This window comes from Parasphingorhabdus sp. SCSIO 66989 (assembly GCF_032852305.1).
Taxonomy (GTDB): domain Bacteria; phylum Pseudomonadota; class Alphaproteobacteria; order Sphingomonadales; family Sphingomonadaceae; genus Alterisphingorhabdus; species Alterisphingorhabdus coralli.
In genome coordinates, this window is the sequence record NZ_CP136594.1 from 392821 (window position 1) to 407968 (window position 15148).

The window sequence follows — 15148 nt, forward strand, 5'->3', positions numbered from 1 at the left end:
TACTCCCTTATACAGCCTTGCTCTGGCCGCGCGAGGCGCCGACCAGACGATTGAACATGGCGTTGGCGTAAAAGCCGTTGGTGGTGTGGATGCGCATTGCCTCGGCAAAGCGGGTCCGCGCGATTGAGGCGGGCAGGTGCTGCACTGCCATCAACAGGACGAAGCTGACGGTAAAGCCGATCATCATCGCTACCAGCACCGGTGAGGTTATCGCCTTGGCTGGGAGGCTGTCGCCCACCATCCAGGCGGCACCGATCTGCAGCCCGAAATAAAGCGCCGAAAGGGCAACCGAGGCCGCGCCGATACGCATCACGCTCGCGGCCCAGCTTTTTGCCGCAAGGCTCTTGGCCATGAAGCGGGCGAGCGCCAGCACCAGCACCGCGCCGAATACCATCCAGCCCGGCTTTTCAGTAAGCTGGACACCCATTAGCGAGCCGATACCAACATAGAAGGTCAGCGCCGCCGCAGCGCCAACCGCGAAACGCGAGAAATCGGGGCGGCTATAGGCGCCGTGGGTGGTCGGCACGCGCACCGCGTCAATCACGCTGCCTGAAGAGAGGAAGCTGTGCGCCTTGTAGAGCGAGTGTGCAATGATATGCAGCAGGGCCAGCGAAAAGGCACCAAAGCCGCATTGCATCAGCATGAAGCCCATTTGCGCAACGGTGGACCAGGCAAGCTGGTTCTTGATGCGCGACTGGGTGAGCATGACGGCAACACCAATCAACGCGGTGACGCCGCCGACAAAGGCCAGCAGCCAGAGCGAGGGCAGGGCGAGCAGCATGACATCGGCAAAGCGGATGACGAGAAAACCCCCGGCATTGACGATACCGGCGTGCAGCAGGGCGGAGACCGGAGTCGGGGTTTCCATGACCTCGATCAGCCAGCCATGGGTAGGAAACTGCGCCGATTTAAGCAGTGCCGCCAATGCGATCAGGCAGGCAGCGATGGTAATGCTGGTCGAGCCTTGACCGGCTTCAGCCGCCGCAAGAATGGCGCTGATCTGGGTTTCGCCAAAGGCGCTGACGAGCAGGGCGAAAGCCGCGATCAGACTGATATCGCCAAGCCGCGCGACCACGGTGCGCTTGCGCGCGGCGACGGTAGCTGCCGGGCGGTCCTTGAAGAAGATCAGCAGTTTGTGCAGACCCAGGCTGGTGGCAATCCAGGCCAGGGCAAGCTGGAACAATGTGCCCGAGAGCACCAGGAACATCACCGCAGCAAGGGTCAGGCACATCCAGCCAAGAAAACGGCCCTGTGCCGCATCACCGTCGAGATAGTTGCGGCTATATTGCAGCACGATCACGCCGATAAAGGCGATCAGGGTAAAGAGCGAGGTGCTTAACGGGTCGATACGGTCACCCAAGGCGAACCACCCGCTGCCAATGACCATGCCATCACCTGGACCAAAGGCTATGAGGACGCCAATGGTACCCAATGCTGCGACCATGGCAAAAAGGCTGGCAAAACGGCTGGCCGCCAGCGCTCTGCCGGGCCTGAGGCCGGGATTGCGGAAGCAGACCAGTCCGGCCAGAATCAGCGCCACTGGGCCCAGAGTAGGAAGGAGTGTCAACAGGTTAGGCATATACCGCTCCAGAGAAAATGCATTTCCACGGCTCTAGGCGATGCGATGTCATTCGCTAAATTCAATGTTTGCAGGATATCATTCTGTTTTATATATATTGGGGCAAAGGATTATCTTTGTGGCACAGCTTAACTATAACCATCTGCGCTATTTCTGGGCGGTGGCGCATGAGGGCAATCTCACCCGTGCGGCGGATAAGCTCAACGTGTCGCAATCGGCGCTCTCGGTGCAGATACAAAAGCTCGAAGCGCAGCTCGACCAGAGCCTCTTTGAGCGGCGCGGCAAGAGGCTGCACTTGACCGAGGCCGGCCATATCGCGCTCGACTATGCCGATTCCATCTTTGCCACCGGCGATGAACTGCTCGGCACATTGCGCGATCAGCACAGCGCTGAACGCTATACATTCCGCGTCGGTGCCGTCTCCACCCTGTCGCGCAATTTCCAGATTCAGTTTTTAGAGCCACTGCTGGGCCGTGATGATGTTCATATCACCATCGATTCCGGCAATTTCCGTAGCCTGCAGGAAAAACTCGAAAACCATGAGATTGATGTGCTGCTGACCAATATGCCGCCGCAGCGCGACAGCGAGTCTAACTGGGCGGCGCATCTGATTGACGAGCAACCGGTGAGCCTGATCGCGCATCCCGATTTTGCGAAGCATGAGCAGGCTCTGGATAGCATCCTCTGCACCTCTCCGCTCATCCTCCCTTCTGCCGAAAGCAGCATCCGCGGCACATTTGATGCCATGGTTGCCCGGATGGGGCTCACCGTGCAGGTCGCCGCCGAGGCAGATGATATGGCGATGCTCCGTCTTTTGGCGCGGGCGAAGAAGGGCCTGGCGGTGATCCCGCCCATCGTTGTGCAGGAAGAATTGCGCAGCGGCGAACTGGTTCAGGTGGCCGAATTGCCCGGCATGGTTGAGGATTTCTACGCCATCACCCTGTCGCGGCGCTTCCCCAATCCGCTTTTGGAAGAGCTAATAAGCGTTTGAATGCTAGCGCAGATATTGGGTGAATTTCTCGCGCCACCAGATGACGTCGGTCTTTTCCATAACATCCATCATTGCGCGCCAGCGGCGTTGGCGTTCTTCCAGCGGCATGGCGAGCGCGGTGCTGATCGCGTCGGAAAGCTCCTCGGCGGAATAGGGATTGACCAGTAGCGCCTCGGTCAGCTGCAGCGATGCCCCGGCAAAGCGCGACAGGATCAATACGCCCGGGTCTTCCGGGTCCTGCGCCACGACAAATTCCTTGGCTACAAGGTTCATGCCATCGCGCAGCGGTGTCACCAAAGCCGCTTTGGCGGCACGGTATATGCCCGCCAGCTCGACGCGGGGATAGCCGCGATTGGCATAGCGGATCGGGGTCCAGTCAACATGGGCAAAAGCGCCGTTGATGCGCCCGGTCTGGGCATCCAGTGCGGCACGGATTTCCTGATAGCTCTCCACCTCGCCGCGTGATGGCGGCGCAATCTGCACCATCACAACCTCGCGCTGCTGTTCGGGATTGTCGGTGAAGAAACGCTCCAGCCCGTTGAAACGCTCCTCCAGCCCCTTGGAATAGTCGAGCCGATCAACGCCGACGATCAGCTTGCGGTCCTGCAGACTGGCGCGCATCTTATCGTGCGCTTTGTCGGCGTCTTCGGACTGGCTGGCGGCGAGAAACTCGGTGTGATCAAGACCGATAGGACAGGCGATCGCCTTTAGCGTCAAATCGCCATAGCTGATGGTTTCGCCGTCAATGTTCGCCCCCAGTTCCTTCTCGCAATAATGGCGAAAGCTCTCCAGCCATTCCTCGGTTTGAAAGCCGACAACATCATAGGCGAAGAGCGACTCCACCAGCCGCTGATGATAAGGCAGCGCCACCAAAAGCCGCGTGGGCGGCCAGGGTGTGTGCAGAAAAAAACCGACCTTGTTGTTGCAGCCCAGCTTGCGCAGTCGATAGCCCAAGGGAATCAGATGGTAATCATGCACCCAGACCGCGTCACCGGGTTCGATCAGCGGCAGGACGGTATCGGCAAAGCGGTTGTTGACCCGCTCATAGCCCTCGCCAAAGCTGCGCTCATATTCGGCCAGATCGATGCGATAGTGGAACAGCGGCCAGAGCGTGCGATTGGCAAAACCATTGTAATATTCATCGACATCCTGCTCATCGAGATCAATCGTTGCGGTGCGCACACCGCCATGCTCCTCAATGTCGAGATGCCCGGTAAATGTCTCGACCCGCTGGCCGGACCAGCCGAACCACAGGCCATTATTCTGCCGCAAGGCCGAATTGAGTGCGACCGCCAGCCCGCCCTGCGCGCCGCCCTGTTTCCATTTGGAAACCCGGTTGGAGATAACGACCAAGCGGCTCATTTGGGCTTTCTGTTCATCGCAACTCGCTCCATGGTCGGCTCAACAGCACCGCGCAATTGATGATCCCCACCAGCGAATAGGTCTGCGGATAATTGCCCCACAGCTCGCCGGTTGCCGGATCAATATCCTCGGACAATAAACCGGCGGCCGTCCGCCGCGCCAGCATTTCCTCAAAAAGATGCCGCGCCTCGGTTTCGCGGCCTGACAGGTGCAGCGCCTCGATCAGCCAGAAGGTGCAGACATTGAACGCGGTTTGCGGCATGCCGAAATCATCCTCGGCGGCGTAGCGCAGCATATGGTTGCCACGGCGCAGCGCCTCTTCCAGCGTTGTCAACGTACTGCGGAATTTGGGGTCATTGGCATCGAGAAAGCGCAGATCAAGCAGCTGCAACAGGCTGGCATCGCGGTCATCGCCCTCAAACGTCGCCGATAGCGCTTCGCTATTCTCGTTCCACGCCTGTTTCAGGATCATGTCTTTCATTGTCGCCGCGCGCCGCGCCCAATGCTGCGCCCGTTCCTCCAAGCCCAGCATATTGGCGACATTGGCGAGCCGATCACATGCGGCCCAGCACATCACCGCAGAATAGGTATGGACATGCTCCCTTGTGCGCAATTCCCATAGCCCTGCATCGGGTTTGTCATAGACCTCCCAGGCGAGTTCTCCGACCAGTTCCAGCGCCTCGAAATCCTCTTCTCCCGACATGCGCAACAGGCGATGGTCCCAAAAGGCTTGCGCCGAGGACAAGACAATCTGGCCATAGGCGTCGTGCTGGGTCTGGTCATAGGCCTGATTGCCGACACGCACTGGACCCATGCCGCGATAGCCGGGCAGATGCTCCGCCTCGGTCTCGTTCAGTTCAGCATGCCCAAGCACGCCATAAAGCGGCTGAATATGTCCGTCGGTGGCATTGTCGACAATGTTGCGCAGATATTCGAGATAGGATTCGAGCACATCCAGCGCGCCGATACGGTTCAGCGCCTCAACCGTGTAATAGGCATCACGGATCCAGCAATAGCGATAGTCCCAATTGCGGCCACTATCGGCATGTTCGGGGATCGAGGTGGTCATCGCCGCGACAATCGCGCCGCTATCCTCATGCTGACACAGCTTCAGCGTGATAGCCGAGCGGATGACTTCCTGCTGCCATTCCGCCGGAATCGCCAGAGTGCGGACCCAGCGCTGCCAGCTATAGATGGTGTCGGTCATCATCTTCGAGACCGTCTCGCCCAGTGGGCCGACAAAGCTTTCATCCGGGCCAAAGAAGAAATGCAGATTGCGTTCGACCCGGAAGCTGTTTTCGACCGAGATATGCCCAATAGGGGCATCGGTGCTGAGCCGCATATTCATTGCCGCCAGCGGATAGCGGATATGGTTGGAGCCGAAAGAGAGCTTTGGCCTCTCCTTGCCCCAGCTGGACAGCGGCCGCAGCTTCACCTTGATGCGCGGCGATCCCGATACCGGTCGCACGATGCGGGCAAAGGCCGTGGGACGGTAGATGCGCCCGCGCTGGGCCCGGCGCGGACAGAAATCGAATATGTCAATGGCGCTGCCATTGCTGTCGGTCTTGCGGGTGCGCAGGACAGGCGTATTGCGGACATAGGCCTGCTCGACGGAAACACAGTTTTCCAGATCAATGCTCCAGAAACCCTGTGCCTCTTCATCGGCAAAATCATCATTGTTGAGTAGGGCGCAAAAAGCCGGATCACCATCAATCCGCGGCAGGCAGCCCCAGATCAGCCGCGCTTCACTGTCGATCAGGGCCGAAGCCTGACAATTGCCGATCGGCCATAGCTCCAAATTGCGCTGTTGCGTAGTGTCAGACGCCGCTGCTGCGCTCACAAATGCTTCCCCTGTTCTGCGTCGGTGATGATCGCCGCGAGATAATCATGCACGGCGCTTACATCATCTAACGCATAGCTTGCATGGGTTTGCTCCGAAACGCCAACCTTAATTCCAAAGCCGCCCAGTGCTTTGGCGGCGCGGAAGCCATCTTCATCGGTGACATCGTCGCCGATAAATACCGGACGTCCTGCGTTGAATGGCTGCTGCTGCATCAGAGCGGTGAGCCCCACGCCCTTATCGGCAGTATCGCCGCGCAGCTCATAGATCATCTTGCCGGAATGAACCGAGAGGCCAAAGCGATCAGCGACATCATGTGCCTGCGCCTTGCAGGTCTCGGCTAGTTGCGGCGCAAGCCGATAATGCAGGCCGATGCCCAGCGCCTTTTGCTCGACCAGCACGCCCTCATGCCGTTCGGCAAACTGTGTCAGCGCCGCATAAGCGTGCGCCAAGCCGTCGCCGCGTGGTGCTGCTGCCACAGACTGGCCCGGCAGCGCGATTTCGGCGCCATGACTTCCCGAGATTGCGATATTCTGCAGGCCGAAACCGTCTCTCAGGCTGGCCACATCTCGGCCAGAAATAATTGCCACTCGGCCTTCTAATGCACGATCCAAGCCAGCCAATAGCGCTCTAGTCTGCTCGGGCACCACCACCGCATCGGGCGTATCGGCCAGCGCTACCAATGTCCCGTCAAAGTCGAGAAACAGCGACGCCCCCTCAAGCAGGCTCTGCGGTGGCTGTGTCAATGGCATCCGGTCTATGCCCTGCTCGCGCGCCACTCAATATCCCAACGCCTGCCCGTCTTTGCGCATCTCTGTCGCGCCATGATAGACACCGGTTTCCGGGTCGCGGACAATTGCCTGATAACCGCCAAACATCACACCATTGTCGACCACTTCAACTTTGTGCCCCATGGCTTGAAGCCGTTCGATGGTCTCTGGCGAAATCCCAGGCTCGACATGCAACACGCCGAGCAGATCAGCATCTTGGATGTTGAGCGGATCGGTGGGTGCACGCCCGCCTTCATGGTTGAGCCGCGCCGCATCGCCTGCTTCCTGCAGGTTCATGCCATAATCGACAATATTGACCATCACCTGCACATGCCCCTGTGGCTGCATGCCGCCTCCCATCAGGCCGAAAGACATATAGGGCTGGCCATCCTTCTTCATAAAAGCCGGGATGATCGTCTGGAACGGTCGTTTGCCCGGGGCATAGACATTGGGGTGATTGGGATCGAGCGAATAGAGTTCGCCGCGATCCTGAAACATAAAGCCGAGCCCATCCGCAACCAGACCGCTGCCCATGCCGCGATAATTGGACTGGATCAGCGAGACCATCATGCCGTTCTTGTCGGCAACAGTGAGGTACGTCGTGTCGCCTTCGCCCTCCAGCTTGGGTTCACCGGGGCCGAATGCAGGCGAGGCTTTTGCCGGATCAATCAAGGCAAAGCGCTCGCGGCCATATTCGTCGCTGAGCAGCCACTCCAGAGGCGCCGGCGACATATCCGGGTCGGCATAGAAGCGCGCGACATCCTCAAAGGCGAGGCGCTTGGCCTCAGTGATATAGTGCAGCACTTCGGCGCTGCCGCGCGGATATTGTGCGAGATCGACATTTTTGAGGATATTCGCCATTTGCAACGCGGCAAAGCCCTGCGAATTGGGCGGCAGTTCGCACAGCTCAAAGCCTTTGCGATAACTCACACAGCCCGGCTCCACCCATTTGCTGCTATGCGCGGCGAAATCTTCATAGCGCAAATTGCCGCCAACACGCCGCATATAGGCATCAATCGTCCGGGCAATTTCGCCTTTGTAAAAAGCATCGCGCCCGCCTTCGGCTATCAGGCTCAACGTCCTGCCAAGATCGGGATTTTTGAAAATCTCCCCGACCTTGGGCGCGCCAGTGGCGAACCAGGTAGCGCGGGCATTGGAAAAGTCGCCGATCATCGCCTCATTGCGCTCAAAAGCGCGCAAATTGCGGCTGAAATAATAGGCGATCACCGGCGATACCGGATGGCCTTCATGGGCATAGCTGATAGCGGGAGCCAGGATATCTGCCATGGGCAGCTTGCCGAATTTGCCATGCAGTTCAAACCAGCCATCCACCGCACCCGGCACGGTGATCGGCAAAGGCCCCAGCGGCGGAATACTGGTCAGCCCGTCCAGCTGCTCTATAAATTCGGCATAGGATGTACCCATTGCGCTCTTGCCCGAGCCGTTCAGGCCGTGGAGCTTTTGCGTTTTCGGATCCCAGACAATGGCAAACAGATCGCCGCCAATGCCATTACCGGTGGGTTCCATCAGGCCCAGTGCGGCATTGGCGGCAATCGCCGCATCGACCGCGCTGCCGCCTTTTTTAAGGATATCTATTGCAATCTGGCTTGCCAGCGGGTGCGCGGTCGCCGCCATGCCATGCTCGGCATAAACCGGGCTGCGCGACCAGATTTGCCCCACCGGTCGCCCACCCGCGCCTATCTCCAGCTTGGGTTCCTCGCCAGCGGGTTGCGCATCTTGCGCAGCGGCGGGAGGAAACAACAGAGCCGAGACTGCCAGCATAGACAACAGAAAGAGACGCATATCGCTATCATCCTGAGATTAGGGAGAGAAAGGGTCGCATTGCCAGCCTAGCCAATTCCATCGGCTTGCCAAGGCCCTATTACCCATCTGGCAAGATCGCTTGTCCTTTACAGCTGTCCAAAACATTGTACGCTCGCTGTGATGCACCTGTTTGAAGTCCTTGTGGTCCTGCATGTGATCGCCGGTTCTACCGGCCTGATTTCCTTCTGGGTACCGATCATCGCGCGCAAGGGTGCCAAAGCACATCGCAAATGGGGGCGCATTGCCTGCTATGCCTTTATGACCGCCGGAGCGCTGGCGATCGCCATGGCGCTGCTGTCGCTTTATGGGCCGGAAGAACGCATCCCCTCTATCACCGATAGAGAGCTTTTCGCCGGGCTGTTCGGCTGGTTCATGCTCTATCTCGGCCTGCTCACCATCGGTTTTGCCGATTATGGTTTGGCAGTAGTCAAACATGGCCGCAAACGCATCGCCTTGCGCGCGCCGCGCTATCAGTTGGTGATGCTGGCGGTGATCCTGTCTGGCCTATGGTGCGCTTATTTCGGCTTCCGCGTCGAGCATCCGCTGATGGTGCTTGTCGCCGCTGTCGGACTGGTTGCGATGGCACTGCAATTGCGCTTTGTCTGGCGCAGCAGCGCGCCGCCGCCCATGGCCTATATTGGCGAGCATTTCCGTGCTTTGGTGGGCATGGGCATCTCGGCCTATACCGCCTTTCTCTCGGTCGGGCTTATCCGCATGATCCCCGAGCAGGTGTTCAACCCCCTTATCTGGACCGGCCCAAGCATTATCGGCGTCGGGCTGATCATCTATTTCACCATCCAGGCGAACCAGAAACGCGGCGCGCGCTAATTCCGCCCTCGGAACAAAGCGGCTCATAATGCGCTGTTATCCTGAGCTGGCAACGCCAAAGGGGGACAGATGAGCAAGCGCAAAACACAGATTGTTGTTGTCGGCGGCGGCGCTGGCGGACTGGAATTGGTGCGCAAGCTGGGCAGCAAATATGGCCGCAAGGACCATGATATCATCCTTGTGGACTGCAACCTCACCCATGTCTGGAAGCCATTGCTGCACGAGGTCGCCGCCGGATCGCTCGATGCCAATATGGACGAGGTCGGCTATGGTGGCCATGCGGTGCGCTGGGGTTATCGCTTCTTTCATGGCGCGCTGGAAAAGATTGACCGCGAGAGACAGCAGATCATCACCGCGCCTTTAATCGATGAGGATGGCGAGGAGATTATCGGTCGCCATGTCATCCGCTATGATTATCTGGTGCTGGCCTTTGGCGGCATCTCCAATGATTTCGGCGTGCCGGGCGTGCGCGAGCATGCCCATTTTCTCGAGCATCGCGGCCATGCCGATGGCTTCCGCCAGCGTCTGCTCAATGCCTGTCTGCGCGCCAACCATGCGCATCAGACGGGCAAGGGCGATGCCGATGTGCGCATCTGTATCATCGGCGCCGGAGCCACAGGGGTAGAGCTTGCAGCCGAGCTCTATAATGCGGCCAGTTCTCTGCGTACCTATGGGCTCGAGGTGTTTGATGAGGATAAGCTGAAGGTAACCCTGCTCGAAGCCGGGCCGCGTATACTCCCCCAGTTGGACGAGGATCTCGCCGCAACCGCACGGCACGAACTGGAGCGGCTGGGCGTCGAGGTCCATGCCTCGACCCAGGTGACCGCAGTGCATGCCGACACTGTCGAAACCAAATCGGGTGAGCGCATTGATGCCGATCTGATCGTCTGGGCCGCAGGCGTCAAAGGGTCGGACGGTGTTGCCAATATGAGCGACCTGGAACTCAACCGCCTCGATCAGTTTGTCGTCAGACCAACGCTGCAAACAACTAAGGACGACCGAATTTTCGCCATGGGCGATTGCGCCTCCTGCTTGTTACCGGGCGAGGGAAAGCCGGTACCACCGCGTGCGCAATCGGCGCACCAGATGGCCAGTCTGGTGTTCGATAATCTGGTCCGAGCACAACAGGGCAAACCGCTTAAGGACTTCGTCTATCGTGACCGTGGCTCACTCGTCTCGCTTAGCCGCTTTTCTGCACTGGGCAGCCTGATGGGCAACCTCGTCGGCGGTCGCATGGCTATCGAGGGCCGTCTCGCGCGCTGGGCCTATCAATCGCTCTACCGCCTGCATCTTCTTGCGATCCACGGCTATCTGCGCGGCATCATGCTGATCGTGATCGGGCGGGTAAACCAGATCGTCCGGCCGAAGTTCAAGCTGCATTAGGCGGACAGTCGCTTGTTCGACCCCCACAGCTATCAGCTACCGGGCAAATTCAAAGCGCCCAAAAGGCGTCTGGCATGGTGGCCCCGGGGCGATTTCCATGAAGGGGGATTCTGACAGGTGCATGATCAGGCAGCCTAGGGTGAGATTGTCATTTTGGGTATGCGCGTCGCCGCGTCTGCTGACGCCGCCCTCGCGCAGTGAGAGGAGCGCTTTCATATCCTCTGCATCAGGCGGCCCCTTGAGATTGGACAAAAATGTCGTCATCGCCGGAAAGCGCTCAAGGCTGGTGCCGAAATAATATTGGCGTAGCTGGGCCTCGGTCATATCCCTGGTCCATGAGTCCATCGTTTCGCGGTCGGTGTTCGCCAGCGGGTGGTTGGTGTGGTAGACGAGATCGGTCGAAAAATCCGGCACATAGCGCGCCACGGACTTTGCCGAGCATTCAAGGTTGATGGCGGCGGTGCCGGGGCCGGCCAGCGTGTAGTTTTGCCCCGAAGCATGCGGTATGCTTTCCAGGAAAGACAGGGCATCCTCCAATGTGCGCCGTTCCAGAACGCCGCGGACGACGAAATCCTCAGGCAGGCCGGTTCGGCTATAGTCCAGCTGGCTCAGTGTATTGCAGCAGATGCCGATGCCCGCGCTGTTCATGCCCGCCAGATTGATCTTGCCGGGCAGGGTGAACTGCATCACCTGCAGCCCGTCGGGATAGCGGATATGCAACAGTAGCTGCAGCCCGTCGCACCATTGCGCGACGTCCATATTTTGCGCGATGATGGTCTCTTCTCCGGCCTTCTGGCGCGCCCCGACGGATGAACAGCCTTCAAACCCCGCCGCCGACATTTTCACTTCGCGCCGGTGCCATGGCTCCTCATCGCTGAGCTGCCGCGCGAAGATGAGATCGAACGGCTGGTTCGCCGCTTCGGCGATGCCTTCGACTTCCTGCAATAGCTCGGGTGTCCATTTGTCTATGGCTGGCAGGAAGTCGGTACTTTCCAGAAATTCGCGCAGATAGGCTTTGGGGTCGGTCTTGAGGTCAGTCTCAATCGAATGAAACCATCGGTCCAGATGCTCGGCAATCTCCGCGCGCAGAGCCTCACCATGCTGAAGTCCCCGCTCACGTGCCGATCCTGATACGCTGAGCTCTAGCATCTTTCCTCCATCGGGCGGCCTTCGAATCATGCCGCCATCACTTTCTTGTGTCGCGCGCATCTCAAACCATTTTACAGACGCCATCAACTATTATATGACCCGCTAGTCATATTCTGGGGATTGTCCATGACTATTTCACATGCCCGATCAAAAATTGCCGCTGAGCGTGCCGCTATCATTGACCGCGTGGCACAGCGAACGCCCTTGAGCCGGGAGGAGTTTGCGAGGGCAAACAATGTCTTGCCGGGCGGAACCACGCGGTCGAATCTCTTTATGTCGCCCTATCCAATTACCATCGACCATGCCGAAGGCGCGATGCTGGTGGATCTTGATGGCAATCGCTATGTTGACCTTGGAAATGACTATGCGGTCGCCATGTCGGGCCATAGCAATGCGGTTATTGCCGATGCGATCAAGGCGCAATTTGACCATGGCCTAGGCTTTGGCGGACGCAGCAAGCATGAGACCCGCCTCGCAGAGATATTGCAGGCGCGTTTTCCATCGGTTGAGCGCCTGCGCTTCTGCAATTCGGGCACAGAGGCCAATCTCTATGCTTTTCTTCTTGCGCGTGCTGCGACGAACCGATCGCTGTTTGTCATGATCGACGGTGGCTATCATGGCGGTGCGCTTTCCAAGGCCATGTCGGATGACCGTTTCTTCGCGCCCTTTGATGTCATCACCGTGCCTTATAATGATGTTGCAGCACTGGAAGCTGTGTTTGAGAAACATGGTCCGCAGATCGCCTGTTTCGCGATGGAGCTGATGCTCAATTCTGGTGGCTGTATCGTCTGCGACGAGGGTTTTGCCCAAGCCGCGCAGCGTCTCTGCGCCAAGCATGAGTCGATCCTGCTGGTGGATGAGGTAATGACCTCGCGTCTGCATGTCGGCGGGCTGCAGGCGCATTATGGCATCAAACCTGACCTCACCACGCTCGGCAAGATGATTGGCGGCGGCTTCACCATCGGCGCTTTTGGCGGGCGCGCTGACCTGATGCGCCTGTTTGACCAGACGCAGCAAGGGGCGATCGCGCATAATGGCTCTTTCAACAATAATGTGATGAGCATGATTGCCGGCTATGTCGCGCTGACGCAAATCTTGACGGCGGAGAGGATCGATACCGCCAACGCTTTGGGCGATGGATTGCGTAAGCAACTCAACGCGCTGTGCGCCAAGCATAAGGCACCGCTGGTGTGGAGCGGCCAGGGGTCGGTTCTGGCTCTGCATCTGGGGACGACAGAGCCCAAACGCTTTAATCCGCCACCATTGAGCGCCGAAATTCGCGCCCTGTTTCATGCCCATATGCTTGATCAGGGCTTCTGGATTGCGGGTCGCGGCATGCTTGCCCTGTCGGTCGAGACCCAGCGCGCGCATATTGATGGCTTTGCCGATTGTGTTGAGCGCTTCCTTGTCGAACAGTCGGAAGTGCTCGGACTGGTGAGCGAGGCCCTTGCCGCCAAAGAGGTCGCGGCATGAGGGCGACGCGCATTGAAAAGGTGGAAAGCTTTGTCGTCGGCCATTGGCATATTGTCTGTGTGACTGGCGAAAATGGCGTCAAAGGTTTTGGCGAGGGCACCTATTACACCCACCCCTTGGCCGCATCGCAGATCGTCGAAGAGCTTGCACCCAATTATGAAGGCCAGCCTTCCTTTTGCGCCGAGCGCGTCTTTTCCAGAATCCTGAAGCTCCATTGCTTTCGCGATATGGCGTCCATGGGGGCGATGAGTGCGATTGACCAGGCAATCTGGGACCTCAATGCCCGCACATTGGATATGCCTGTCTGGGAATTGCTGGGCGGGCGGGTGCGTGATCGGGTTCGCGCTATTTTGCTGATCGAAGCGCAAAGCGCCGAGGAAATGGTGTCAAAGTCCAAAGCGGCTGCAGAAGAAGGGTTCACTGCGATCAAGCTCAAACCCTTTGTGCAGGACTGGGCAACCAAGCCACGGGCAAAGATGCTGGAAGATGTTGTCCGCGCCGTCCATGCGGTGCGGGCAGAGATTGGCACCGATATTGACATTGCGATCGAGATTCACCGCAATCTCCTGCCCTGCGACATCGCTGAATTCTCGCGCCGCGTCGCGTCTATCTCGCCCTATTTCATCGAAGACCCGGTGTTGCCTTATAGCGTCGACGCCAACCGCTATGTCGCTTCCCATATTGAAGCACCGGTCGCGCTGGCGGAGCGGAACATGTCGATATGGGAGTTTCGCGAATATTCCGACAGCCATGATATCGCTATTTTGCGGCCCGATATTGGCATGTGCGGCGGCTTTACCCAGGGGCGCAAGATCGCCGCTATTGCGGAATCGCGCCACCAGAGGATCGTTCCGCACAATTTCACCAGCCCGGTCCTGACCGCAGCGCATATTCAGATGGCGGCGGCGACTCCCAATTGGGATGTACAGGGCTATGTCCGCGAAGACCGTCAGCCCTGGCTCGACATGGTCGAACAGGTGAACCGCATTGAGGATGGGTATCTCGTCATCCCCGACACACCGGGACTCGGCATTGCGGTCAATGAGGAATTTGTCAGGGCGGGCGATTACAAACCCTTTGGCAATCAGTTCCAGCATCGTGGACCGCTTGCGAGTGACGGGGGAGTGAAGCACCAATGAGCAAGCCGACTTCAGATACGCCCAACGGATCGGGCCCAGAGATGCTGTTCGGGGATCGCTTCAAGGGTGTTCGGGCCGTGGTGATTGGCGGGCGTGGTGCCATTGGTGCTGAGGTGGTCAGCCAATTGAAGAGCCTCGGCGCAAGCGTGATTATCGGCTCGCATAGCCATGATGGTATTGCCACGGCCGCAGCTGATCTGGAGGGGGACGGGCAGGCAACACTTCAGGTTGATCTGCGCGATGCGCCGAGCATTCAGACCTTTGCGCAACAGGTATCGACACTTATGCCCAGCGTGGATGTCCTGATCCTCACTGCCGGGCGGTCGGTACAGGTGCCGCTCAAGCAGATTGAGCGGCTGACCGATGAGATTATCGACGATGTTTTTGCCTCGGCGGCCACTGGCGTCCTCAAGACCGCGCGCGCCTTCGCTCCATTGATGCGTCAGGGACAAGACCCGGTGATGGTGTTTGTCGGCTCGGTCGCAGCGCTTACCGGCGGTGGCAGCAATATTGCCTATGCCTCGGCAAAAGGCGCGCTGGAGACCATGGCCATTGGTCTGGCCAAAGCGCTTGCTCCCGACATTCGGGTTCTCACCATTTCACCCAGCGCGCTGGAGACCCCGTTTGTGGCTGACCGCGATGAGAGCTTTATCGAGGCAACGGTCAAGGCCACTCCGATCGGGCGGTTGACCGGGATTGACGAGGTTGCGCTCGCCATTCTTTCTGCCGCCCGGCTGCTGACAGCCAGCACCGGGATAAGCATTCCCGTCGATGGCGGTCGGCATCTGTAACAGCGGATAAGGGACGTTT

Annotated in this window: 12 protein-coding genes; 6 read left to right on the forward strand and 6 right to left on the reverse strand. The window is 58.7% G+C overall.

Features of this window, described 5'->3' with window-relative positions:
- Positions 1-7 precede the first annotated feature (7 nt).
- Complete coding sequence (locus RB602_RS01840) at positions 8-1579, reverse strand: proton-conducting transporter transmembrane domain-containing protein (RefSeq protein ID WP_317082428.1); 1572 nt, start codon at positions 1577-1579, stop codon at positions 8-10.
- Positions 1580-1697: 118 nt separating this feature from the next.
- On the opposite strand from RB602_RS01840, the gene RB602_RS01845 reads away from it, so the two are divergent.
- Positions 1698-2570, forward strand: a complete 873-nt coding sequence (locus tag RB602_RS01845; protein ID WP_317082429.1) for a LysR family transcriptional regulator — start codon at positions 1698-1700, stop codon at positions 2568-2570.
- Positions 2571-2573: 3 nt separating this feature from the next.
- Here the strand turns inward: RB602_RS01845 and RB602_RS01850 are convergent, their stop codons facing one another.
- From RB602_RS01850 to RB602_RS01865, 4 genes are read right to left on the reverse strand one after another with little or no spacing between them, the layout of a single operon-like run.
- Positions 2574-3932, reverse strand: a complete 1359-nt coding sequence (locus RB602_RS01850) for an alpha,alpha-trehalose-phosphate synthase (UDP-forming) (protein ID WP_317082431.1) — start codon at positions 3930-3932, stop codon at positions 2574-2576.
- 13 nt (positions 3933-3945) lie between these two features.
- Positions 3946-5730 (reverse strand): glycoside hydrolase family 15 protein, encoded by a 1785-nt coding sequence (locus RB602_RS01855; protein WP_317084620.1) that lies wholly within the window; start codon positions 5728-5730, stop codon positions 3946-3948.
- A 38-nt stretch (positions 5731-5768) separates the two neighbouring features.
- On the reverse strand, positions 5769-6551 hold the full coding sequence (gene otsB, locus RB602_RS01860) for a trehalose-phosphatase (protein WP_317082433.1): 783 nt from the start codon (positions 6549-6551) through the stop codon (positions 5769-5771).
- Positions 6552-8345, reverse strand: coding sequence for a gamma-glutamyltransferase family protein (locus RB602_RS01865; RefSeq protein WP_317082435.1), 1794 nt, complete (start codon positions 8343-8345; stop codon positions 6552-6554).
- A 141-nt stretch (positions 8346-8486) separates the two neighbouring features.
- Between RB602_RS01865 and RB602_RS01870 the strand changes: the two genes are divergently transcribed.
- Positions 8487-9194, forward strand: a complete 708-nt coding sequence (locus tag RB602_RS01870; RefSeq protein WP_317082437.1) for a hypothetical protein — start codon at positions 8487-8489, stop codon at positions 9192-9194.
- A 69-nt stretch (positions 9195-9263) separates the two neighbouring features.
- Positions 9264-10577: an NAD(P)/FAD-dependent oxidoreductase gene (locus RB602_RS01875; RefSeq protein WP_317082438.1), complete on the forward strand. Its 1314-nt coding sequence runs from the start codon at positions 9264-9266 to the stop codon at positions 10575-10577.
- A 36-nt stretch (positions 10578-10613) separates the two neighbouring features.
- Here the strand turns inward: RB602_RS01875 and RB602_RS01880 are convergent, their stop codons facing one another.
- The gene (locus RB602_RS01880; protein WP_317082440.1) at positions 10614-11726 is read right to left on the reverse strand and encodes a C45 family autoproteolytic acyltransferase/hydrolase; all 1113 of its coding nucleotides are present in this window, start codon (positions 11724-11726) and stop codon (positions 10614-10616) included.
- Between the two features lie 273 nt (positions 11727-11999).
- Between RB602_RS01880 and RB602_RS01885 the strand changes: the two genes are divergently transcribed.
- Genes RB602_RS01885 through RB602_RS01895 form a run of 3 tightly spaced genes read left to right on the forward strand, consistent with a single transcriptional unit; the run spans position 12000 to position 15129 of the window.
- On the forward strand, positions 12000-13199 hold the full coding sequence (locus RB602_RS01885) for an aspartate aminotransferase family protein (protein WP_317082442.1): 1200 nt from the start codon (positions 12000-12002) through the stop codon (positions 13197-13199).
- Positions 13196-14338 carry a mandelate racemase/muconate lactonizing enzyme family protein gene (locus tag RB602_RS01890; RefSeq protein WP_317082444.1) on the forward strand — a complete coding sequence of 381 codons (1143 nt, stop codon included), beginning with the start codon at positions 13196-13198 and terminating at the stop codon, positions 14336-14338. The genes RB602_RS01885 and RB602_RS01890 overlap by 4 nt, the downstream gene beginning before the upstream one ends.
- Positions 14335-15129 carry an SDR family NAD(P)-dependent oxidoreductase gene (locus tag RB602_RS01895; protein ID WP_317082446.1) on the forward strand — a complete coding sequence of 265 codons (795 nt, stop codon included), beginning with the start codon at positions 14335-14337 and terminating at the stop codon, positions 15127-15129. The genes RB602_RS01890 and RB602_RS01895 overlap by 4 nt, the downstream gene beginning before the upstream one ends.
- Positions 15130-15148: the final 19 nt, after the last annotated feature.